The sequence below is a fragment of the Limnochorda pilosa genome (assembly GCF_001544015.1).
GTDB classification, from domain to species: domain Bacteria; phylum Bacillota; class Limnochordia; order Limnochordales; family Limnochordaceae; genus Limnochorda; species Limnochorda pilosa.
Map to the genome: position 1 here is coordinate 186049 of NZ_AP014924.1, position 20001 is coordinate 206049.

Here is a 20001-nt window from a genome sequence, read left to right on the forward strand (position 1 = left end):
ATGGAGAGGCCGTTGATCCTGGCCCACCGGGGTGCCAGCCTGGAGGCCCCGGAGAACACCCTGGCTGCCTTTCGCCTGGCCCTGGAGCAGGGGGCCGACGGCTGGGAGCTGGACGTGCACCGGAGCCGCGACGGGCACCTGGTGGTCTGTCACGACGAGCGGGTCGATCGCACCACCGATGGCTCGGGGCTCATCCGCGAGATGACCCTGGCCGACCTGGGCCGGCTGGATGCGGGAGCCTGGTTCGACCGCCGCTTTGCGGGCGAGCGGATCCCCACCCTGGACCAGGTGTGGGCCCTGGCGGAGGAGGCCGGGGGGATCCGGCTCCTGAACGTGGAGCTGAAGCTGGGCTTCGCCGCCTACCCGGGCATCGAGGAGCAGCTCGCGGAGTGGATCGAATCGCACGGGCTCGTGGACCGGGTGATCGTCTCTTCCTTCAACCACTTCAGCCTGCTTCGCCTGGGGCAGGTGGCGCCCCAGGTACGTACGGGCATCCTCTACATGGCCGCGTGGGTGGAGCCGTGGGCCGGCGCCCGGAGGGTGGGTGCCCGTAGCCTGCACCCCTACCACCCCACCCTGGTTCCGCCGCTGGTGGAGGCGGCCCACGCTCAGGGCCTGGAGGTCTACCCCTTCACCGTGGACGAGCCCGCGCGGCTGCGGGAGCTGGCGGCCATGGGCGTGGACGGGCTCATCACCGGGCGGCCTGCGGAGGCGCGGGCGGTGGTCGCGGCGCCCTGAGGGAGCGCGGGCCGGTAGGCCTCGGAGCCCTGGAACGGTCGTACCCTAGAAGAAGGCCACCAGCCATGCGCCCACCAGCGCCCCCAGGGCGTAGGCGAGACGGACGGTGGAGGCCGGGCCGAGCCGGAAGGCCTGGGGAGGCAGGGTGATCGAGCCCAGGTAGAGCATGAGGCCCCCGGCCAGCCCCAGGGCGAGCCCGGGCCCCAGGGGAGCCCCGCCGGTCGCGTAGCCGGCCGCAGCGCCGGCCGCCATGGGGAGGCTGGTGAGCACGCAGGCTCCCAGCGCCAGGGCGGGGGTCAGGCCGCCCAGGCGGAGGGGGATGGCCATGGCCATCCCCTCGGGGATGTTGTGGAGCGCGATCAGGAGCGCCACGCTCAGACCCACCGACGGCTGGTGGTGGTAGCTCGCCCCCACGGCCACGCCCTCAGCCAGGTCGTGGAGGGCGATGCCTCCTGCCGCGCTGAGGCCCGCGGCCCGCAGGTGCTCCGGGGAAGGGGGCGCCCCAGGGTCGCCGTGGGGCGACCGCCTCCCCTCCCAGGAGGCCGGCAGCAGCAGCCCCAGGGCGAGCCCGGCCAGAGACGCGGGCGAGACGGTGCCCGGGCCGAAGGCTTCCGCCGCCAGCTCCAGCGCCGCCACGGCCAGCATCATCCCCGCGGCGACGGCCAGGAGGGCGGCCACCAGCCGGGGTGAGGAGCGGCGCACCAGGAGGGCGGCGACCCCCCCGAGCCCGGTACCCAGGAGTCCTGAGAGGAAGGCGACCAGGATGGACGCAGACAGCGGACGCACCCCCCGGGATCCTTATGAGGGTGAGGCCGGCATCCAGAAGGAAACGGGCCGCGGGGAAGACGCGCGGGACGTCTTTCGCTGCCAGGCCTGCGGTGCCGCCTATCCGGCGGCAGGAACCACCTGGCGGTGCCGGTGCGGCTCGCCCCTGGAGTGGGCGGGGCGAGAGCCCTCCTTTTCCCTGGAAGCCATCCGGACGCGGCCGGCGGACCTCTGGCGGTACGCCGAGGCCCTGCCCAGCGTGCCGGCTTGGGCGCGCGTCAGCCTGGGCGAGGGGATGACCCCTCTGGTGGAGGAGCGCCGGGGGGGCCGCTCGTTCCTCCTCAAGCTGGACCATCTGATGCCCACAGGCTCCTTCAAGGATCGGGGCTCGGCCGTGATGGTGAGCCTGCTGCGAGCCTGGGGGATCGACGCGGTGGTGGAGGACTCCTCGGGTAATGCCGCGGCGAGCCTCGCGGCCTACGCCGCCCGCGCGGGGATCGACTGCCGCATCCTGGTGCCCGAAAGCGCCTCTCCCGCCAAGCTGGTTCAGGCTCAAGCGGCCGGCGCCCGGGTGGTGCGGGTGCCGGGGGATCGCCAGGCGACAGCCCGGGCGGCGGAAAGAGAGGCGGTCGGGCGGTACTACGCGAGCCACGTCTGGAATCCGCTCTTCATGGAAGGCACGCAGACCGCCGCGTTCGAGATCTGGGAGCAGCTGGAGGGCCGGGTACCGGCCGCGGTGGTGACGCCCGTGGGCAACGGCTCGCTCCTGTTGGGGCTCGCTCGCGGCTTCCAGGCCCTGCGCCGGGCACGGGTGGCAAGCCAGGTCCCCACCCTGATCGGAGTGCAGGCCAAGGGCTGTGCACCCCTGGCCAGGGCCTTCGCCCGGGGCGATGAACGACCGGCCCCGCTGGAACCGGGGGACCAGGGCCGCACCGTGGCCGAGGGCATCGCGGTCGCGCGGCCCGCCCGGGGGACACAGATCCTGCGCGCGGTGCGTGAGAGCGGGGGAACCTTCCTCGAGGTGGACGACGACGGGATCTGGCAGGCGGCGGAGTGGCTCGCCCGGCGGGGGTGTTTCGTGGAACCGACGGGTGCCGCCGCGGTGGCCGGCTTGTTCCAGTGGAGGGCGGTGGCCGGCGCCGCCTGGGAGGAGGGGCCCGTGGTGCTGATGGTGACGGGGTCCGGGCTGAAGCAGGCCGACGCCTGGCGCGGTCGGATGGGCGCCTGAAGCCGGCCGGACTCCGTGGCCCAAAAAGGACATCTTCCATTTGCCGCGTCGGGAGGATGGCCCCACCTCGGGTAGAATATATAGGGTACCTTTCAGGCATACCAGGAACGGGCCTGCAGCCGTTTCGAGGCGCCCGCCCTCCCTTGGAGGGGGGGCGCCCTTTACCCTCCAAAGGCGCATGGGCAGGCGGGGTGAGTGGCCGTGATCCAGAAGAAGCGCGAGGCGGTGCGCCGGTTCAGCCAGATGCCGCTCAAGCACCCCATGAGCAAGTTCCTCCTCCAGGCGCTCAGCCACGATACGGCCTTGCTCCAGCGCGTCACCTTCGTGGACCGCCTGGAGTTCCTCTCGAACACCATGCAGGTGGCGGAGGTGGGGTCCAAGGCCGTTCCCTTCATGCTGGAGATGGGGGCCGTGGAACGGGAGGAGGTCTCCATCGTCAACGGCCAGCTCGTCCGCCAGACGCATCGCTCCCGCTCGGTCTGCATCACCGAACCGATGGACGCTCTCAAAGCCCTGCGGGAGAGCCAGGGGCGCATCTACATCCACTTCGCCTTCGCCGGCCCCGAGCCCCCCTGGTACCAATCGGTGGTGGAGCCCAACCCGGCCCTGCCGCTGCGCCGGGCCCAGAGGCGGAGCATCGCCAATCTGATGGACCAGATCCTGCGGGAGCAGGTGGACCTGGCGCTGCTGGCCATCGAGCTTCGCGCGAAGATCGACGAGAGCCTGGCAACCCGGGATCCGGAGCGGTTCCGCCGGTACGCGCCCGTCTACCGGCAGGTTCTGGACCGCCTGCTCTGGGAGCTCTGATGACCGAAGGGAGCGCGCGCCTTTGACCGACCCCGAGGAATCCGGCCAGCAGGGCGCCTACGCCGAGGGCCGCGTCCGACCCTCCTTCGTGGCCGAGTTCGTCCGTGCCGCCACGGGCGCGCTGATCCTGGCCTTCGTGATCATGACCTTCGTCGCCCGCGCCTTCACGGTGGAAGGCCCCTCCATGCTCCCCACCCTTCACACCGGCGAGCGCCTGGTGGTGGAGCGGGTCACCTACCTCTTCCGGCCGCCCCGACGGGGAGAGGTGGTGGTCTTCCGCTACCCCCTGGATCCCCGTGAGTACTTCGTCAAGCGGGTGGTGGGGATCCCGGGCGATCGGGTCGCGGTCCGCGCCGGGTACCTGTGGGTGAACGGGCAGAAGCTCGAGGAGCAGTACGTCAGCGCTCGGCCGCTCCGGTCCTTTCCCGAGGTCCAGGTGCCGGAAGGCCGTTACTTCGTCATGGGCGACAACCGGAACAACAGCGAGGACAGCCGCGACCCACGGGTCGGCTTCGTACCCAAGGAGCTGATCGTGGGCCGTGCCATATGGCGCTACTGGCCCATCCAAAGCCTCGCGGTGCTGACGCCGCCCGAGAGCCTGCGCACCCTTCCGTGAGCGTTGCCGCCCGAACGTGCCTGCCTACTTGAGCGCGTCGACGGCGTCCGTGGGGATGAGGAGCACCCGGCCCGTCTCCAGGTGATGGGGGTTGCTGATGCCGTTCAGGTCCGCGATCTCACGGTAACGGGTGGGGTCGCCCAGGAGGCGGAGGCTGATCCGCCAGAGGGTCTCCCCCCGGCGCACGGTGTGGGTGGCGTAACGGGGTGCGGAGCCGCGTCCGAGCGCGTCCTCGGACCCTGTCGAAGAGGCCGCCGCCGGAGCCGGCAACGGGGAGCCCACATCTTCCTGGCCGGGAGCCGGCGGCTCCATCTCCCACTCCAAGGAAGGCGATGGGATCTCTGGCTCCCCAGCTCCGTCGCTGGGCCCGGCGAGGCCCGTTGGACCGCTTCTTCCGGGGCCGGCCTCGGACCCTCCGTCACCGCCGCTCCAGGCCACCAGCGGGAGCGGCGGCTCCGCTGGCGGCGGAGCCTCGGGAGTGGTGCGGCCCGCCGGGCGCACCAAGGACGGGATCGAACCGGGAGCAAACGGCAGGGCCAGGTAGACGACCGCCGCCGCCGCGGCCACCACCAGCCAGGACTTCAGCGCCAGGATGCCCGCCAGGGCGCCCGCGCGGCGGGCCGCGGGGGCGCTGCTGCCGCGGGGCGGCAGCTCTCGCGCGGGGACCTCAGGCGTCTCGGTGCAGCGCCAGTAGCCCGGGACCGGGACCAGGTCCGCGCCCTCCCAGCGGTAGAGGGCCTGCCGCCCGCGCTCGGGGTCGAGCACCCAGGTGAACTGGAGCGGGTCGGCGAAGCGCTGGTGCGCGGTGAACCGGTCGTAGCTTCCAAGGGAGGTGCCCCGCCCCGCCTGCAGGCGGAACCAGCCCACGGGCTCCAGGTCGGGGATCTCCTCCTGCCAGCGCCGGGAGAGCGTCCACCAGCTCTGGCGCGGGATCCGCAGCCCGCCCTCCAGGGGTTCCACCTGGGGGAAAGGCAACGCCCGCAACGCGACCACGTAGGGATCCGTGGCATCCCGCGCCGCATACCCGAAGACGACCCCTGCCGCCTCATCGGGCTGCTCTTCGCTGATGTCGATCATCTCTTCCTCAAGGGCGGGGGCGAGGTACGGGGCAGGCTGGGGCTCGGCCACTCCGGCCCAGGTAGCGGCCGGCCTGGCCGCCGACCGCAGACGCGGCCGGTACCCGCCGATCCAGTCCCGGGCGGGAAGCTCGCGCGGCGACCTCCCTCCGCCTTGCGTTGGCCGGCCCATGGTTTCCCCCCCTCTCGGTGCGAGCGAAGACCTTCGTTCGAGGCCTGGACGCGCAGGACCCAGACGCGCAGGCACGGCCTTGCGGGCTGTCGCGTGCTTTCGCTAAGCGTCCTGGGATCTCCTTCCGGTGAGGAAGGGCCCTCCACGGGGCAGGAAGGGTTTACCGCCGGGGTGTCGAAGACGTGCTAGAACTCAGCAAGGAGGCTCAACGGTGCAGCGGAACATCTGCCCCTTCTGCCAGCGTGCCAGCTACACCTCGGAGGGCATGGGTCGGGTCACCAGCTGCCCCTACTGCGGGGCGCACTTCCTCACCGGCTTCGACACCCCATCGGGCCGGCCCGCGCCCAAGGAGCCGGTTGAGGCTCGCAAGGACTCCGAGGGGGCTCGGGAAGGCCTTTGACGGGAACCTGGATCAACGTGGCGGCGGTGCTTGCCGGAAGCCTGGTAGGGTTGGCGCTGCGGCGCACGCTTCCGGAACGCGTCGCGGGGACGGTCCTCCAGGGGGTCGGGCTCGCGGTCTTGCTGATCGGCGCCCAGATGAGCCTGGAGACGGGCAACGTCCTCCTTCCCCTTTTCAGCCTCGCGCTCGGGGCAGCGGTGGGCGAGGCTCTGGACCTTGAGGCCGCCCTGGAGCGGTTGGGAGAGGGCCTGCAGCGGAGGGTGGCGCGCCTCGACCCGGGCGGGCGCTTCACCGAGGCCTTCGTCACCCCCACGCTCCTGTTCCTGGTGGGTCCCATGGCCATCATGGGGGCCATCAACGACGGGTTGCTGGGAGACTCGAGCTTGCTGGTCACCAAGTCGCTCCTGGATGGCATCACCGCCCTAGCCCTGGCCTCCACCCTGGGTGTGGGGGTCGTCTTCAGCGCCATCCCCGTTCTTCTCTATCAGGGTGCCATCGCCCTCGCGGCAGGGACTGCCCGGGCGCTCTTCACCGACCCCGTGGTACGGGAGATGACGGCCACGGGGGGGCTGCTCGTGATCGGGATCGGCATCAACATGCTCCGCCTGGGAAGCATGCGGGTGGGCAACCTGCTCCCTGCGCTCGCCGTGGTGCTGGTGCTGGCTCGGCTGGTCGGGAGGTGATCGAAGGTGCAGGTGCGCGTCCTTTACTTCGCTGCGGCCCGCGACGCGGCCGGGCGGAAAGAGGAGGCCCTGGAGCTCCCCGAAGGCGCGACGCTCCAGACCCTCCTGGACGAACTGACCCGCCTCCACCCGGAGATCGGCCGGCTCCGGCCTGCGCTCCGGGTGGCCGTGGACGAGAGTTACCAGGCGGTCGAGTACGTGCTCCGCGGGGGCGAAGAGGTCGCCCTCATTCCTCCCGTGGCGGGCGGTTCATGATGGCTCTGGGACGAGCGGCTCAGTCGGTCTCCTCGTCGTCGTCCGCCTCGTCGTCCAGGAGGTCGGGGTCGTCGAAGTGGAGCTGGAGGGTGAGCACCACGCCGCGCTCGGTGGTCTTCACCGACTGGAAGAAGCGGGTGGGGGCTTCGGGAAAGGCGACCCGCAGCTCGAAGCTGTCCGGATCCGGCTCTTGCGGGTCCCGGGGTTCCATCCCCGGGCGTGTCCAGTCGGGAAGGTTGTTGAAGTAGCGGAACCAATCCCCGCGCCGGTGGAACGTTGCCATCTCTCCCACCCCCGTCACGTGGCATGCAACACACGGATTATATCAATGCGCCCGGGGGGTGTCAACGCGACGGCAGGCCCTTTGCGGGCCCGGTCCCGAGGAGGAGGGTGGGGGAATGAGCGGCCTCGTCGTCTTGCTTTCGGACTTCGGGTCCAGCGAGTACGCGGGCGTGATGAAGGGCATCCTCGCCCGGCACCCGGCCGGCCTCCGATGGTGCGACCTCACGCACGCTGTCTCGCCCCAGGGGGTTCGGGAAGGGGCATGGATCCTCTATACGTCTTACCGGTATTTCCCGGAAGGAGCGGTCTTCCTGGCCGTGGTGGACCCTGGTGTGGGCACGAGCCGCCAGGCGGTGGCCGTGCGGACCCGGGGGTACATGTTCGTGGGTCCCGACAACGGCCTCTTGTGGGCGGCGGTGCAGGACGACGGCGGGCCGCTGGAGGCGGTGGCCTTACCGGTGCCGCCTGAAGCCTCCAGCACCTTTCACGGCCGGGACGTCTTCGCGCCGGCCGCAGCCAGACTGGCGGCAGGTGAGCCGCTGGCCGCCCTGGGGCCGCCCACAACCTTGCGGGAGACGCTCCGTTTCCACCGGCAGGGCCGGGAGGGCGAGGTGGTGCGGGTGGACGCCTTCGGTAACGTGGTGACCAACCTCCCCCCGGTGCCGGGTTCGGATGCCTACGAGCTGGAGCTGGACGGACAGCCCCGGTCCCGCCGGGCTGCGGTGCGCGCCGTGGCCACCTACGCCGACGGCGTGACGGGAGAATGGGTGGCGGTGACCGGCTCCGCGGGCACGCTGGAGGTGGCGGTGGTGGGCGGCAGTGCGTCGCGGCGGCTCAAGGTGCAACCGGGCCGGAAGATTCGGCTCGAACCCGTGGGAGAAGGGGGTGGGCCGCGTGCGTGAGGCGCGGCTTGAGATCGTCAAGGTGGCGGAGACCCGGTTCGTGCTGGAACGGTTCCAGGGAGCCCCCTGGGAGGTGTGGACCACCGACTCCAGCGCCGACGCCGAACGGCTGGCCGAGTTCGCCGGCCGGGCGTGTTACCAGAGCTGGAAGAACCCCTCCGGCCGCCGGAACGCGGAGTACCTGGCCAACATCTTGGCGCACGAGCACTTCTCGGTCCTTGAGCACGCAGGCTTCACGGTGATCCTCACGGGCGTCTCCCGCTCGTTCACCCACGAGTTCGTGCGCCATCGCCACCTCTCGCCCTCGCAGCTCTCCCAACGGTACTTCAACGAGGCGGCCGCCCGGGCGGTGGTACCCCCGCTCTTCCGGGAGGACCCCGAGGCCCGGGCCATCCTGGAGGAGATCCACCAGTGCACCTTGGACGCGTACAGTCGCCTGGTGGAGCTGGCGAACCGGCGCCTGTCGGGGCTGGAGGACGCGACGCTGAGGCGGAAACGGGCCCGGGAAGCCGCCCGGGCAGTCCTGCCCAACATGACCGAGACCCACATCGTCATGTCCGGGAACCACCGGGCCTGGAGGGAGTTCTTCGAGAAGCGGGGAAGCCTCCACGCAGAGGCGGAGATGCGGGAGGTGGCGGTCCGGCTCTTCCGCGAGGTGGCCCAGCCCATGGCCCCGGGGATCTACCAGGACTTCCGGGTGGAGACGCTCCACCTTCCCGTCCGGCAGGAGCCTCCTGGGCTCGAGCCCGAGGCGGTGGAGGTGCTGGTGCGTGCGGTCGGGCCGGAAGACCGGGCTTCCGGGGCGTCGCCGGCGGCCTCCGAGCCGGGAGAGGGGTAAGGCCCCGGGGTGCGGGACGCGGCACAAACGCCCACTTCCCGCTCGGATGGGCGGGAAGCGGGCGAAACGGGGTCAGGCGGCCTGGATCATGGAATGGACACTGCCTGTTGGGACTCCATTTGGAGCCGGATGTATGCCACCACTAGCGCGTCGAGCCGTTCGTAGAGCTCAGGTGCTTCTTCGTATGCCGGCAGCCGCTCACCCTCGGCAAGCTGGCTGCGCAGCATCGCGATCTGGCGCCGCAGGCGCCGTGCCTCTGGGTTCGCTTCGCTGACAGACGGGCGAGCCGCCTCGAGCATCGCTTCGCTCGTTCTGACCCCTCCGGTTCTGCGCAGGCGAACCTGACCCCGAAAGCTGGCTGTTTCGCCGGGCCGTGCTCGGGGACCGCAGGCAGGCGCGGCCCTCAAGCCCCTCTTCGGCCAGAGGCGGAGGTTCTTGAATTCAGGTCTTCAGGTCTCCGTCGAGAGCGGCCCGGCGCACGCGCTCCCTGAGGGATTCGATCTGCTGCCGGACCCGGGTCTCCGCGTCGTCCTGGGTGGCCTGGTAGTAGGGAAGCTCCTGGGACTTGACCTGGATGTTGTGCAGCATATCGCCCTCGACCTCGTCCAGGAAATCGAAGAGCTCGCCGGCCGTCACAGCGCCCAGGCGTCGCCGGAGGGCCTCCTCCACGAACTCCTCCAGGCCGACGGGCTCTTCCAGGGCCCGCTCTGTGTAGAGGTCGTGCAGACGGCTCACCGGACCCCTCCTCTCGACGCACCAAGTCTACCAGATGCTTACATGCCCTTCAAGCTGCAAGAACGGTCTCCTCGGAGGGAAAACCGAGAATAAGTGGGGGAAGATTGGGAAAAGCAAGGACGAGATCCCCCAGAGGCTGCGGAAGAGATGTGGCCACCCAGGCAGGGAGGAACCCGAGGCGGGTACGACGTACCTTCCTCGGGTCCCGTGAGGGGTTGGGGGAAACTCGTCTCGGATAATGGTATTCGTTAGCGTCTGCTGATTCCCTCCTGCCGCGCGAAAAAAAGTCTTCTCCCTGCCGCGCGGAACGCCGGGCCTCCCCCGGGAGCGCTGCACGGGACTATACTGGAAACGACCGGCGCGAGCCGACGGGGCGTCCCCCACGGGGGAACCCCCAGGGGAGGGGTGGCTCAGTGCGGTACCTGGGTGAGGCCGCCTTCTGGCTGACCCTCCTGGCGGTGGGCCTGGCCTTCTACCTGGCTGCGGGCCGGGGCGTGGGGCCAGGCCGGCTGCTGGGCGAAAGCTGGCCGCTGATGGTGCTGGTGGCGGCCCTGCTGACGGCGAGCATGGGGTTGGGCTGGCTCTTCGTCCGGCTGGCGCGGGGGCCCGCGCGGGGTGGAGAGGATCGGCCCGCCGGCGAGGGCGACGAGCGCCCCAACCCCTGAGGGCTCGGCCGGCGGGCCACCACGGTGTCAGCCGATGATGCCCAGGCGCTTTCCCACCCGGGCGAACGCGGCGACCGCCTCCTCCAGGTCCGCCTGGCTGTGCTCGGCGGTGACAATGGCCCGGACCCGGGCCTTGCCCCGGGGCACGGTGGGGTAGGCGATCCCCTGGGCGAAGACACCTTCCTGGAAGAGCTGGTCCGAGAGGGCCATCGCCTTGGTCTCCTCGCCCACGATGACGGGCGTGATGGGCGTCTGGCTTCGCCCGGTGTCGAAGCCGCGGGCGCGCAGCTCAGCCTGGAAGAGCCGGGTGTTCTCCCAGAGGCGGCGGATCAGCTCGTCGCTCTCCTCCATGAGGTGGATCGCTTCGATGCAGGCGGCGGTTACGGCCGGTGGGTGGGAGGTACTGAAGAGGATCGGCCGCGCGCGCTGCAGGAGGTACTCGATGAGGGTCCGGCTACCGGCCACGTAGCCGCCCAGCACACCCACGGCCTTGGAGAGGGTGCCCACCTGGATGTCGACCTGCCCGTGAAGGCCCCAGTGGTCCACGCTGCCCCGGCCGTGGTCGCCCAGCACGCCCGAGGCGTGGGCATCGTCCACCATGGTGATCGCGCCGAACTCCCGGGCGATGCGCACCACGTCGGGGAGCGGCGCGATGTCGCCGTCCATGCTGAAGACCCCGTCGGTCACCACCAGGGTGCGGCCACCCTCGCGTACGTCCCTCCGGGCCTCTTCCAGCTTCTGCCGCAGCCCCTCCATGTCGGCGTGGGGGTAGACCTTGATGGTGGCGCGGCTCAGGCGGCAGCCATCGATGATGCTCGCGTGGTTCAGCTCGTCGCTCACCACCACATCGCCCGGGGCCAGGATGGCCGCCACGGTGCCGGCGTTGGCGGTAAAGCCGGACTGGTAGACCAGCACGGCCTCCGTGCGCTTGAAGCGGGCCAGCACCTCCTCCAGCGTCTGGTGCAGGTCCTGGGTGCCCGCGATGGTGCGGACGGCGCCGGACCCCACGCCGTGGCTCTCCACGGCGCGACGGGCAGCCTCCTGGAGGCGCGGGTGCGTCGCCAGTCCGAGGTAGTTGTTGGAGGAGAGGTTGACCACCTCTCGCCCGTCGATCACGGCTCGGGCCCGCTGCCGCCCCTGCACGACCCGAGGGAGCCGGAAGAGCCCCTGGGCCTTCAACTTCTCGAGCTCCTCGGCCAGGAACCTGAGCGCTTCGGACATGCCAGATGCCTCCTTCCCCATGGGGACGGATTCCCCTCGCGTCGCCTCGCGCCGGGGTTCAGGGCTGCGGGGGCACCAGGATGATCTTGCCGCACTGGCCGGACGCAGCCAGCTCGAAGGCCTCCTGGTAGCGCTCCAGCGGGAAGCGGTGGGTGATCACCGGCCGGATGTCGAGGCCTGCCTGCAGCAGGGCCTGCACCTGGTACCAGGTCTGGAAGATGCGCCGGCCGTTGATCCCCCGCAGGGTGATCTCCTTGAAGATGATCCCCTCGCCCAGGTCCAGGGCCACGGGCTCGCCCGGGAGTCCCAGGAGGACCATCTCGCCGCCCTTCTTGAGACTGCTCAGACCGTCTCGGATCGCCGTGGGGTGGCCCGACATCTCCAGGACCACGTCCGCACCGAGGCCGTCGGTCTGCTCCAGCATGCGAGGGAGGACGCCCTCCCGCGGATCCAGAGCCCGCGCGCCCAGGCGCGAGGCCAGCTCCCGCCGGTAGGCGCTCACATCCGTGGCCGTGATGCTGGCGGCTCCCGCCATGCGGGCGATGGCCACGCTGATGAGGCCGATGGGACCGCAGCCCGTCACCAGCACGTGGCGCCCCGTCAGGGGCACCGACAGGGCCGTGTGGACCGCGTTCCCCAGGGGATCCAGGATCGAGGCGACCTCTTCGGGGATCGAGGGGTCCAGCTTCCAGACGTTGGCGGCCGGAACCGCGACGTACTGGGCGAAGCTGCCGTCCGCGTCGATGCCACCGATGCGTACGTCCTGGCAGATGTGCGACTGGCCGGTGCGGCAGTAGTAGCAGCGGCCGCAGGCCATGTGCATCTCGGCGGTGACGTAGGTCCCGGGCTGGAACTCGGCCGGGTTGACGCCTGGTCCGACAGAGACCAGCCGCCCGCAGAACTCGTGGCCGAAGACGCGCGGCACCGTGAGGCGCGCCCTGGCCCACTCGTTCCACTCATAGATGTGCACGTCCGTACCGCAGATAGAGGCAGTGGTGACCTGAACGAGAACCTGACCGGGGCCGGGCTCCGGTACCGGGCGCTCCACCAGCCTCGCACCGGGCTCGGGCCGTGCTTTCTCAAGGGCCAGCATGCGCGTGTCCACGTGGGTCCCTCCCCTGGCTACTTCGAGGGGGGAAACGCCACTCCTCTGCGGAGCCCGTTGCCAGGTGGGCGTCCCGGGGGCCGCCCTTCACGACCCGGCTTCCGGCTCCGGGGGCCGTCCGGCGGCCGGATGGGCGCCCCGCTGGGCGCGCACCCGTCCTTCCCGTGCGAAGAGCTCCACGTGCTCGGGCTTGAAACACCACTCCCCGTCCTCCTGGAACGCCGGGAGCCTTTGCTCCCGGACCAGCTCCAGCACCCGGGCGGGATCCAGGTCCAACCGTCGGCTCGTCTCGGCCAGGCTCAGGAACGGCCTCATCGTGCCAGCCCTCCCTATACGAGGTGGACACGGGTGCAGGGTGCCCCCGCTCAGCCCGCCCATGCGCCAGGCGTTTCCTCGGGGTTCGATCAGGCCAGAGCCGCTTCGTCCCAGAGTCGGGTGACCAGGTCGCGGGCCAAGTCGCCCAGGGCTGCCTGGCGCTCGCCGTCGAGCCGGGAGAGGGCGTCCTGGTAACGGCCCACGTCGGAGGCGATGCGGCGCGGTAGGCGACGGTAGTACTGGTAGATCACCGCCAGCGCGGCTCCGGTGAAGAGGATGACGCCCAGCTGAGCCGAGAGCAGGGGTAGGAGCGTGTGGATCAACCAGGCCCCCTCCAGGGTGTCGCTGAGGGCCTTGAGGGTGACCAGCAGCACTGCGGTGTAGAGGGCGCAGAAAGCAAGGGGCGAGGGGTTCCGCCGCAGTTCCTGGTGCAGGTCCCGCAGGACCTCGGCCGTTCCCTGGCGGCGAGCCCGGTCGGCCTGCTGCAGCAGCCACGGCCTGAGGCTCTGCCAGTCCGCCGGGACCGATGCGGGCTCGTCCGAAGGGCCGCGCGCCCCCTCGGCCTTCACGGGACGGAAGAGGATGCGCGAGCGCCCGCTCGAGCCACCATCCACCTCGTAGAGACGTTCCACGTATCCCGCCGCTTCCAGACGGGTCATCATGTCGTACGCGGTCCACTTGCTGACCTGCAGGCGGAGCGCCACGTCGCTGTAGTGGGCCGCGCCCTGATGGCGACAGAGATCGGTGAGGGCCGCGAGGAACTGCTCCTGTCGGGGGGTCACCGCAAATTCCTCCTGCACGAGTCCCCGGGGAGGACACCTGGGTTTCGGCGCCAGTATACCACGACCCGGCGAGGCGCGCCAGGACGCGAGAAGCCCCCGGATGGCTCCGGGGGCTTCTCGCGCTTGGGCATCTGGCTGGCTGCCTGTTCGGGGAGGGGAGGCCGGTCCGGCATACCGGCCTCCGTTGGGCCTAAGCGTTCAACGGTCCACGGGCCTTACCAGAGGGAAAGCCCGTTGAGGAAGCTCTGGATCCATCCGAGGCGGCGGCCTCGCGTGGCCTGGCGGCGGGTGTAGAGCTCAGCACCGCAGCGCCGGCACGTCTCGGCGCCGCTCCAGTTCTGGGTCTGACAATCACGGCAGCGGATCATCGATCGTGTCCCCCTTCCCCTGCCTATGGGACCATCTGGGTCCCGGTGGGTTCCATATCGTCCCGACACCTGTAGCATACAGGGGCGGCCGCACCCTGTCAACGGGTTCCGGAGAACCTTTACCCTTTGTTTACAGAAGCTGCTGGAGGCGGGCAGGTGCGCTGTGCGGGGCCCTCTGATGCGCTAGGACGGATGCCTCCCCACCCCCGGAGGTCCATGGAACGGACTGGAAGGATTCGTCCGTTCCATGGTCAAGTAGGTATTGGGCTCGGAGGCGTCGAGTCACGGTCAGGAATCGATTGCAGCCGTCTTCGGCTGGCTGGGGCGGCACGGGCCGGCACAGGCGCCGCCGGGAACCGGAGAAGCAAAAGAGGAGGCGGTTGGCGTGCGCATGCGGCGCGACATCCTGGCCTGGCTGGCGGTGGCGGCGCTCTCCTTCCCGCTCGCGCCGGTGCTCGCGGCCCAGGGGGGCACGGTGACGATCCTGGGCACGTGGGGCGGTCAGGAGCTGGCTGCGTTCGAGAAGGTGCTGGAGCCCTTCGAGGCGGCCACGGGCATCAACGTCGAGTTCACGGGCACCCGCGACCTGCCCGCGGTACTCACCACGCGCGTCCAGGCCGGCGACCCGCCGGACATGGCGGCGCTGCCCAACCCCGGCCAGATGCAGGAGCTGGCGGCCGGCGGCCACCTGGTGGACCTCGGCAAGGTGTTGGACATGAAGCAGCTGCGGAACGACTACGCCCCCGTTTGGGTGGAGATGGGCAGCTACGGTGGCAAGCTCCAGGCCATCTTCATCTCCGCCGACCTCAAGAGCCTGGTTTGGTACGATCCCAAGGCGTTCGCGGCTGCGGGCTACTCGGTGCCCACCACCTGGGACGAGATGATGGCCCTCACCGATCGGATCGCCTCGCAGGGCGAGACCGCCTGGTCCATCGGCCTGGAGAGCGGTGCGGCCAGCGGCTGGCCGGGAACCGACTGGATCGAGGACATCATGCTCCGCACGGCCGGACCCGCACTCTACGACCAGTGGGTCGCCCACGACATCCCGTGGACCCATCCGGCCGTGAAGCGGGCCTTCGAGATCTTCGGCCAGATCGCCCGGAACCCGCGCTACGTCTACGGCGGGCCGACGGCGGTGCTCTCCACCAACTTCGGCGACGCGGCGAACCCGCTCTTCACCAAGCCGCCGGGAGCCTACCTGCACCGTCAGGCCAGCTTCATCACCAGCTTCATTCGGGAGAAGAACCCGGGGCTGGTGGCGGGAGAGGACTTCACCTTCTTCCCGCTGCCCGCCATCGACCCCAAGTACGGCGTGCCCGCGCTGGGTGCGGCGGACATGATCGGCGTCTTCAAGGATACGCCCCAGACGCGCGCCCTGGTCCGCTATCTGGCCACGCCGGGCGCCCAGGAGATCTGGGTCGCCCAGCTCGGCAAGCTCTCCGCACACAAGCGGGTCAACCCCAACGCCTACCCGGACGAGCTGACCCGCAAGATGGCCGAGGTCCTGGTGAACGCCCAGGTCTTCCGCTTCGACGGGTCGGACCTGATGCCGCCGGCCGTGGGCTCGGGAGCCTTCTGGGAGGGCGTGCTCAACTACGTGGGCGGCGAGGACCTGGACACGGTCCTGGAGACCATCGAGGCGGCCGCCGACGACGCCTACACCAGCGGGAAGGCGACCGACTGACCCATCCATGACCGCACGACCGATCGAACCGCCGGGGGCCCCGCCCCCGGCGGGCCCGTCACGAGGGGAGGCAAGCCGATGCGCACGGGCCGCTCCTGGGCCTGGTCCTTCGTGGCCCCGGCGCTCCTGATCCTGGGTCTCTATCTGGTTTACCCCACCCTGGCTACCATCTACACAAGCTTCCTCGACCGGGGCTCCGTCCACTGGGTGGGTCTGGAGAACTACGGCTACGCCTTCACATCCCCGGCCATGCTCACCGCGTTCCGCAACAACCTGCTCTGGCTCTTCCTCTTCACCGCCGCGACGGTGGGGCTGGGGCTGATGCTGGCCGTGCTCACCGACCGGGTCCGGTACGAGGCGGTGGCCAAGTCCGTCATCTTCCTGCCCATGGCCGTCTCCTTCGTGGGGGCGGGCGTGGTCTGGAAGTTCGTCTACGCCTACAACCCGCCGGGAGCCTCGCAGATCGGCCTCCTCAACCAGATCGTGGTCGCCCTGGGCGGCCAGCCCGTGGGGTGGCTGCTCGAGCGGCCCTGGATGAACAACATCGCCCTGATCGTGGTGGGCGTCTGGATCTGGACGGGCTTCGCGATGGTCATCCTGTCGGCGGCCTACAAGGGGATCCCCAGGGACCTGAAGGAGGCGGCCCGGGTGGACGGGGCCGGCGAGTGGCAGCTCTTCTGGCGCGTCAGCCTGCCCTACATCCAGTCGACCCTCGCCGTGGTGACCACCACCATGCTCATCAACGTCCTGAAGGTCTTCGACATCGTCTACGTGATGACCAACGGCAACTTCGGCACCGAGGTGGTGGCCAACCGGATGTACAAGGAGATGTTCCAGTTCCGCAACTTCGGCCGGGCCAGTGCAGTGGCGGTGGTGCTCTTCCTGGCCATCGTCCCGCTGATGCTCCTCAACATCCGCCGGTTCCGGCAGCAGGAGGTGGAGCGCTGATGGAGCGCGAGGGCGCACCGCCCCTGGTCCACCTGGTGCTGGTCCTCGTCTGCCTGGCATGGGTCCTGCCCACCCTGGGGCTTCTGGTGAGCTCGGTGCGGCCTGCGGCGGACGTGGCCTCGAGCGGGTGGTGGACGGTCTTCCGCAACCCGCTGGATCTGACGCAGTACACCCTGGCCAACTACCGGCAGGTCCTCTACCAGAACGGCATGGCGCAGGCGTTCGTCAACAGCTTCATCGTCACCGTGCCGGCCACCCTCATCCCCATGCTGATCGCCGCGTTCGCCGCCTTCGCCTTCGCCTGGTTCACCTTCCCGGGCCGGGACGCGCTCTTCCTGATGGTGGTGGGCCTGCTCGTGGTTCCGCTCCAGATGACCCTGATCCCGGTGCTCCGCATCTACAACTCCCTGGGTCTCTCGGGGACCTTCCTGGGCATCTGGCTGGCCCACGCGGGCTACGGGCTCCCCTTCGCCGTCTACCTGCTGCGGAACTTCTTCGGCTCGCTGCCCTCGGACCTCTTCGAGTCGGCCTACATCGACGGAGCGTCGCCCCTCACCGCTTTCTTCCGGCTGGCGCTCCCCCTCTCGGTTCCCGCCCTGGCGAGCCTGGGGATCTTCCAGTTCCTCTGGGTGTGGAACGACCTGCTGGTGAGCCTGATCTACCTGGGCGGGAGCCCGTCGGTGGCGCCGCTTACCCTGCGGCTCAGCAGCCTGGTGGGCTCCCTCGGGCAGAACTGGCACCTGCTCACGGCCGCCGCCTTCGTGGCCATGGTGGTGCCCGTGGCGGTCTTCTTCGCCCTCCAGCGCTACTTCGTGCGGGGCATCCTGGCCGGCGCCGTGAAGGGCTGAGGACGAGAACCCACTTGGCGTTGGATGATGTTGTCTGAATAGATCGTGGTGCGCGGGAGGAGATCCCGCGCACCTTGAGGAAGGACCTAACCTGGGACAGGAATGGGATGGATTTCATGACACATTCCGCCGACGGAGAGCGGCTTACGATCCAAGACGTCGCGAAGATCGCGGGGGTTTCAGCCTCCACCGTCTCCCGGGTGCTGAACGGGAGCCCGCTGGTGCGGGAGGCCACCCGGAAGCAGGTGGAGGAGGCGGTGCGCCGCCTGCGGTACGCGCCGCACCCCGTGGCGCGGGGCCTGCGGCTTCGGTCGGGCCACCTCCTGGGGCTGATCGTGTCGGACCTGTCCTTCCCCTTCTTCGGTGAGGTGATGAAGGGGATCCACGCGGCCGCCGCGGCGCGGGGCTACGGGGTGCTCCTGGCCAACAGCGACGCGCGTCCCGACCGGGAGCTGGAGCTCCTGGAGGAGATGCGGCGCAGGGGCTGCGACGCGTCGCTCCTCATCACCGGCGACTACCGCCCCGAGCACGCGGTATTCGTCCGGCGGAGCCGGGTGCCGGTGGTGCTGGCCAGCGCCCACGTGGCCGACGCGGAGGTGCCCTGTGTGGGCGTGGACAATGCCGGGGCCGCTTTCGAGATGATGCGGCACCTGCTGGAGCTGGGCCACCGCCGCATCGGCATCATCCGCGGCTCGCTGGCGGACCCGGTGACCAGCGGCGAGCGGTTGAAGGGCTGCCGGCTGGCGCTCCAGGGTGCGGACCTCGCGTGGGACGAGACCCTCGTCGAGGAGGGGGACTTCTCCATCCGGGGAGGGAGGGAGGCGATGGAGCGGCTGCTGAAGCGAGGAGCGCCCCCCAGCGCCCTCTTCGCCTTCAGCGACGAGATGGCCCTCGGCGCTCTCCAGGCGCTCCACCGGGCGGGGCTCCGGGTGCCCGAGGACGTGGCCCTGGCGGGCTTCGACGACCTGGCCCTGGCGGAGGGGGTCGAGCCCCCCCTGACCACCATCGCGCAGCCCAGGTTCCAGATGGGGTGGGTCAGCGCGGAGCTGGCCATGGACCTGGCCGAGGGGCGGCCCGTGGGGATGGTCAAGCGGGTGCTCCCCCACCGCCTGGTGGTACGGCGCTCGAGCCAGCGGGCTCTCGCCCAAGGCAAGCCGCCGGCCGGCCGCCGGGCGGCGGCAGCAGGGTACCCGGACGGATGAGTTGGATCCCACTCCTGTGAGGAGGCTGATGGATGAGTCAGAGATCGTGGCGGAGGATGCAAGGATGGGGGGCGGCGCTCGCCTTTCTGCTCGCCATGGCGCTCCTGTCCGGAGCCGCGGCGGCCCAACCCGAGGTGCAGTGGCCGGATCTGTCGGGCGTCTCCCTGACGGTGGCCGCTGGCGCGGTGGGGCAGGAGCTGCAGCTCACCAAGGAAGCGGCAGCCGCCTTCAGCGAGCTCACGGGGGCCAAGGTCGACGTGCTCGAAACGCCCGACCTGGCCACAGACCGGCTGGGCCTCTACCTCCAGTACCTGGGGGCTCGCTCGCCGGACATCGACGTCTATCAGATCGACGTGATCTGGCCAGGCATCCTGGCCGAGCACGCGGTGGACCTCTCCCAGTACGTGCCCGAAGAGGAGATCGCTCAGCACTTCCCGGCCATCATCGAGAACAACACGGTGGACGGGAAGCTGGTGGGCCTCCCCTGGTTCACCGACGCCGGCCTCCTCTACTACCGCACGGACCTCCTGGAGAAGTACGGGTATGACGGGCCGCCCCAGACCTGGCAGGAGCTGACCGACATGGCCAAGGCCATCCAGGAGGGTGAGCGGGCGGCCGGCAATCGCTCCTTCTGGGGCTTCGTCTGGCAGGGGAACCGTTACGAGGGCCTCACCTGCGACGCGCTGGAGTGGCAGGCTTCCTTCGGCGGCGGGAGCATCATCGAGCCCGACGGGACCGTCTCGGTCAACAACGCCAAGACGGCCGAGGCGCTGAATCTGGCCCGGAGCTGGGTCGGTACCATCTCGCCGCCAGGCGTGACCACCTACGCCGAGGAGGAAGCCCGGGCCATCTTCCAGAGTGGCAACGCCGCCTTCATGCGGAACTGGCCCTACGCCTACGCCCTGGCTCAGGGTGAGGACTCGGCCGTAGCCGGCAAGGCGGACGTGGCGCCCTTGCCTTCGGGCGGTGCAGGCAGCGCGGCCACCCTGGGCGGCTGGGAGCTGATGGTCTCCACCTACTCCAGGAACCAGGAGGCGGCGGCCTGGCTGGCCCGCTACCTGGCCAGCTACGAGGAGCAGAAGCGGCGAGCTGTCATCGGGAGCTTCAACCCCACCATCGAAGCGCTCTATGAGGACCCTGAGGTCCTGGCGGCGTCGCCCTTCATGGGGAGTCTCTACGACGTCTTCACCCACGCGGTCGCCCGGCCGTCCACGGTCTCAGGCGACCGCTACAACGAGGTCTCCACAGCCTACTTCACCGCGGTGCACCAGGTGCTCACCGGCGAGGCGACTGCGGAGCAGGTGCTGCCCAGGCTGGATTCCGAGCTGAAGCGGATCATGCGGTAGCCCAGGCCGGGCGGGGGCGT

General features: G+C 70.2%; 24 protein-coding genes. 15 read left to right on the forward strand and 9 right to left on the reverse strand.

Annotation, left to right across the window (positions count from 1 at the left end; genetic code table 11):
* On the forward strand, positions 1-738 hold the full coding sequence (locus LIP_RS00835; RefSeq protein ID WP_068133059.1) for a glycerophosphodiester phosphodiesterase: 738 nt from the start codon (positions 1-3) through the stop codon (positions 736-738).
* Positions 739-783: 45 nt separating this feature from the next.
* On the opposite strand, the gene LIP_RS00840 is transcribed toward LIP_RS00835, so the two are convergent.
* Positions 784-1524: a ZIP family metal transporter gene (locus tag LIP_RS00840; RefSeq protein ID WP_068133062.1), complete on the reverse strand. Its 741-nt coding sequence runs from the start codon at positions 1522-1524 to the stop codon at positions 784-786.
* On the opposite strand from LIP_RS00840, the gene LIP_RS00845 reads away from it, so the two are divergent.
* The 3 genes from LIP_RS00845 to lepB all read left to right on the forward strand — a co-directional run bounded on the left by LIP_RS00845 (position 1502) and on the right by lepB (position 4154).
* Entirely contained in the window at positions 1502-2731 is a 1230-nt protein-coding gene (locus LIP_RS00845) for a threonine synthase (RefSeq protein WP_068133065.1), read from the forward strand. The genes LIP_RS00840 and LIP_RS00845 overlap by 23 nt on opposite strands.
* A 195-nt stretch (positions 2732-2926) precedes the next feature.
* Positions 2927-3538, forward strand: coding sequence for a YpiB family protein (locus LIP_RS00850; RefSeq protein WP_068133067.1), 612 nt, complete (start codon positions 2927-2929; stop codon positions 3536-3538).
* Between the two features lie 22 nt (positions 3539-3560).
* Positions 3561-4154, forward strand: coding sequence for a signal peptidase I (gene lepB / locus LIP_RS00855; RefSeq protein ID WP_198409626.1), 594 nt, complete (start codon positions 3561-3563; stop codon positions 4152-4154).
* Positions 4155-4178: 24 nt separating this feature from the next.
* On the opposite strand, the gene LIP_RS00860 is transcribed toward lepB, so the two are convergent.
* The gene (locus tag LIP_RS00860; RefSeq protein WP_082725675.1) at positions 4179-5402 is read right to left on the reverse strand and encodes a LysM peptidoglycan-binding domain-containing protein; all 1224 of its coding nucleotides are present in this window, start codon (positions 5400-5402) and stop codon (positions 4179-4181) included.
* Between the two features lie 211 nt (positions 5403-5613).
* Here LIP_RS00860 and LIP_RS00865 point away from each other — a divergent pair, with 211 nt between their 5' ends.
* The 3 genes from LIP_RS00865 to moaD are packed head-to-tail and all read left to right on the forward strand — an operon-like array spanning position 5614 to position 6740.
* Positions 5614-5802, forward strand: a complete 189-nt coding sequence (locus LIP_RS00865) for a hypothetical protein (protein ID WP_068133073.1) — start codon at positions 5614-5616, stop codon at positions 5800-5802.
* On the forward strand, positions 5799-6485 hold the full coding sequence (locus LIP_RS00870; protein ID WP_068133076.1) for a DUF554 domain-containing protein: 687 nt from the start codon (positions 5799-5801) through the stop codon (positions 6483-6485). The genes LIP_RS00865 and LIP_RS00870 overlap by 4 nt, the downstream gene beginning before the upstream one ends.
* 6 nt (positions 6486-6491) lie before the next feature.
* Positions 6492-6740: a molybdopterin converting factor subunit 1 gene (gene moaD / locus LIP_RS00875; RefSeq protein ID WP_068133080.1), complete on the forward strand. Its 249-nt coding sequence runs from the start codon at positions 6492-6494 to the stop codon at positions 6738-6740.
* Between the two features lie 19 nt (positions 6741-6759).
* On the opposite strand, the gene LIP_RS00880 is transcribed toward moaD, so the two are convergent.
* On the reverse strand, positions 6760-7023 hold the full coding sequence (locus LIP_RS00880; protein ID WP_068133084.1) for a hypothetical protein: 264 nt from the start codon (positions 7021-7023) through the stop codon (positions 6760-6762).
* Between the two features lie 115 nt (positions 7024-7138).
* Here LIP_RS00880 and LIP_RS00885 point away from each other — a divergent pair, with 115 nt between their 5' ends.
* Together LIP_RS00885 and thyX are read left to right on the forward strand one after the other, a co-directional pair.
* Positions 7139-7924, forward strand: coding sequence for an SAM hydrolase/SAM-dependent halogenase family protein (locus LIP_RS00885; protein ID WP_068133087.1), 786 nt, complete (start codon positions 7139-7141; stop codon positions 7922-7924).
* Positions 7917-8762 carry an FAD-dependent thymidylate synthase gene (gene thyX, locus LIP_RS00890; RefSeq protein ID WP_198409627.1) on the forward strand — a complete coding sequence of 282 codons (846 nt, stop codon included), beginning with the start codon at positions 7917-7919 and terminating at the stop codon, positions 8760-8762. The genes LIP_RS00885 and thyX overlap by 8 nt, the downstream gene beginning before the upstream one ends.
* 86 nt (positions 8763-8848) lie before the next feature.
* Here thyX and LIP_RS00895 read toward each other — a convergent pair whose 3' ends face one another.
* Both LIP_RS00895 and LIP_RS00900 read right to left on the reverse strand, forming a co-directional pair.
* Entirely contained in the window at positions 8849-9061 is a 213-nt protein-coding gene (locus tag LIP_RS00895; protein WP_068133091.1) for a hypothetical protein, read from the reverse strand.
* A 142-nt stretch (positions 9062-9203) separates the two neighbouring features.
* Positions 9204-9497: a hypothetical protein gene (locus LIP_RS00900; RefSeq protein WP_068133094.1), complete on the reverse strand. Its 294-nt coding sequence runs from the start codon at positions 9495-9497 to the stop codon at positions 9204-9206.
* Between the two features lie 413 nt (positions 9498-9910).
* On the opposite strand from LIP_RS00900, the gene LIP_RS00905 reads away from it, so the two are divergent.
* Positions 9911-10162, forward strand: coding sequence for a hypothetical protein (locus LIP_RS00905; protein ID WP_068133097.1), 252 nt, complete (start codon positions 9911-9913; stop codon positions 10160-10162).
* Between the two features lie 27 nt (positions 10163-10189).
* Here LIP_RS00905 and LIP_RS00910 read toward each other — a convergent pair whose 3' ends face one another.
* The 4 genes from LIP_RS00910 to LIP_RS00925 form a co-directional block, all read right to left on the reverse strand.
* Positions 10190-11383: a glycine C-acetyltransferase gene (locus tag LIP_RS00910; protein WP_068133101.1), complete on the reverse strand. Its 1194-nt coding sequence runs from the start codon at positions 11381-11383 to the stop codon at positions 10190-10192.
* Between the two features lie 58 nt (positions 11384-11441).
* Complete coding sequence (tdh, locus tag LIP_RS00915; protein ID WP_082725676.1) at positions 11442-12488, reverse strand: L-threonine 3-dehydrogenase; 1047 nt, start codon at positions 12486-12488, stop codon at positions 11442-11444.
* 87 nt (positions 12489-12575) lie between these two features.
* A complete protein-coding gene (locus tag LIP_RS00920) occupies positions 12576-12803 on the reverse strand; it encodes a helix-turn-helix domain-containing protein (RefSeq protein ID WP_068133104.1) in 228 nt (75 codons plus the stop codon).
* 89 nt (positions 12804-12892) lie between these two features.
* Positions 12893-13585, reverse strand: a complete 693-nt coding sequence (locus tag LIP_RS00925; RefSeq protein ID WP_068133107.1) for a helix-turn-helix domain-containing protein — start codon at positions 13583-13585, stop codon at positions 12893-12895.
* 759 nt (positions 13586-14344) lie between these two features.
* Between LIP_RS00925 and LIP_RS00930 the strand changes: the two genes are divergently transcribed.
* From LIP_RS00930 to LIP_RS00950, 5 genes are all read left to right on the forward strand, one after another.
* Positions 14345-15637 carry an ABC transporter substrate-binding protein gene (locus tag LIP_RS00930; protein ID WP_068141279.1) on the forward strand — a complete coding sequence of 431 codons (1293 nt, stop codon included), beginning with the start codon at positions 14345-14347 and terminating at the stop codon, positions 15635-15637.
* Positions 15638-15715: 78 nt separating this feature from the next.
* On the forward strand, positions 15716-16585 hold the full coding sequence (locus tag LIP_RS00935) for a carbohydrate ABC transporter permease (RefSeq protein ID WP_068133111.1): 870 nt from the start codon (positions 15716-15718) through the stop codon (positions 16583-16585).
* Positions 16585-17433, forward strand: coding sequence for a carbohydrate ABC transporter permease (locus LIP_RS00940; protein ID WP_068133114.1), 849 nt, complete (start codon positions 16585-16587; stop codon positions 17431-17433). Before LIP_RS00935 ends, LIP_RS00940 begins: the two co-directional genes overlap by 1 nt.
* A gap of 116 nt (positions 17434-17549) precedes the next feature.
* The gene (locus LIP_RS00945) at positions 17550-18635 is read left to right on the forward strand and encodes a LacI family DNA-binding transcriptional regulator (protein ID WP_158509505.1); all 1086 of its coding nucleotides are present in this window, start codon (positions 17550-17552) and stop codon (positions 18633-18635) included.
* 32 nt (positions 18636-18667) lie between these two features.
* Positions 18668-19981, forward strand: a complete 1314-nt coding sequence (locus LIP_RS00950; protein ID WP_198409629.1) for an ABC transporter substrate-binding protein — start codon at positions 18668-18670, stop codon at positions 19979-19981.
* Positions 19982-20001: the final 20 nt, after the last annotated feature.

What these genes read in the sequence shown, in the direction of transcription:
- LIP_RS00920 (WP_068133104.1), bottom strand. Translation starts at nt 12,803, where the DNA reads ATGAGGCCGTTCCTGAGCCTGGCCGAGACGAGCCGACGGTTGGACCTG.
- LIP_RS00930 (WP_068141279.1), top strand. Translation starts at nt 14,345, where the DNA reads ATGCGGCGCGACATCCTGGCCTGGCTGGCGGTGGCGGCGCTCTCCTTC.
- LIP_RS00845 (WP_068133065.1), top strand. Translation starts at nt 1,502, where the DNA reads ATGGACGCAGACAGCGGACGCACCCCCCGGGATCCTTATGAGGGTGAG.
- LIP_RS00885 (WP_068133087.1), top strand. Translation starts at nt 7,139, where the DNA reads ATGAGCGGCCTCGTCGTCTTGCTTTCGGACTTCGGGTCCAGCGAGTAC.
- LIP_RS00895 (WP_068133091.1), bottom strand. Translation starts at nt 9,061, where the DNA reads ATGCTCGAGGCGGCTCGCCCGTCTGTCAGCGAAGCGAACCCAGAGGCA.
- LIP_RS00880 (WP_068133084.1), bottom strand. Translation starts at nt 7,023, where the DNA reads ATGGCAACGTTCCACCGGCGCGGGGATTGGTTCCGCTACTTCAACAAC.
- LIP_RS00950 (WP_198409629.1), top strand. Translation starts at nt 18,668, where the DNA reads ATGAGTCAGAGATCGTGGCGGAGGATGCAAGGATGGGGGGCGGCGCTC.
- LIP_RS00860 (WP_082725675.1), bottom strand. Translation starts at nt 5,402, where the DNA reads ATGGGCCGGCCAACGCAAGGCGGAGGGAGGTCGCCGCGCGAGCTTCCC.
- LIP_RS00835 (WP_068133059.1), top strand. Translation starts at nt 1, where the DNA reads ATGGAGAGGCCGTTGATCCTGGCCCACCGGGGTGCCAGCCTGGAGGCC.
- LIP_RS00935 (WP_068133111.1), top strand. Translation starts at nt 15,716, where the DNA reads ATGCGCACGGGCCGCTCCTGGGCCTGGTCCTTCGTGGCCCCGGCGCTC.
- LIP_RS00945 (WP_158509505.1), top strand. Translation starts at nt 17,550, where the DNA reads ATGACACATTCCGCCGACGGAGAGCGGCTTACGATCCAAGACGTCGCG.
- LIP_RS00910 (WP_068133101.1), bottom strand. Translation starts at nt 11,383, where the DNA reads ATGTCCGAAGCGCTCAGGTTCCTGGCCGAGGAGCTCGAGAAGTTGAAG.
- LIP_RS00940 (WP_068133114.1), top strand. Translation starts at nt 16,585, where the DNA reads ATGGAGCGCGAGGGCGCACCGCCCCTGGTCCACCTGGTGCTGGTCCTC.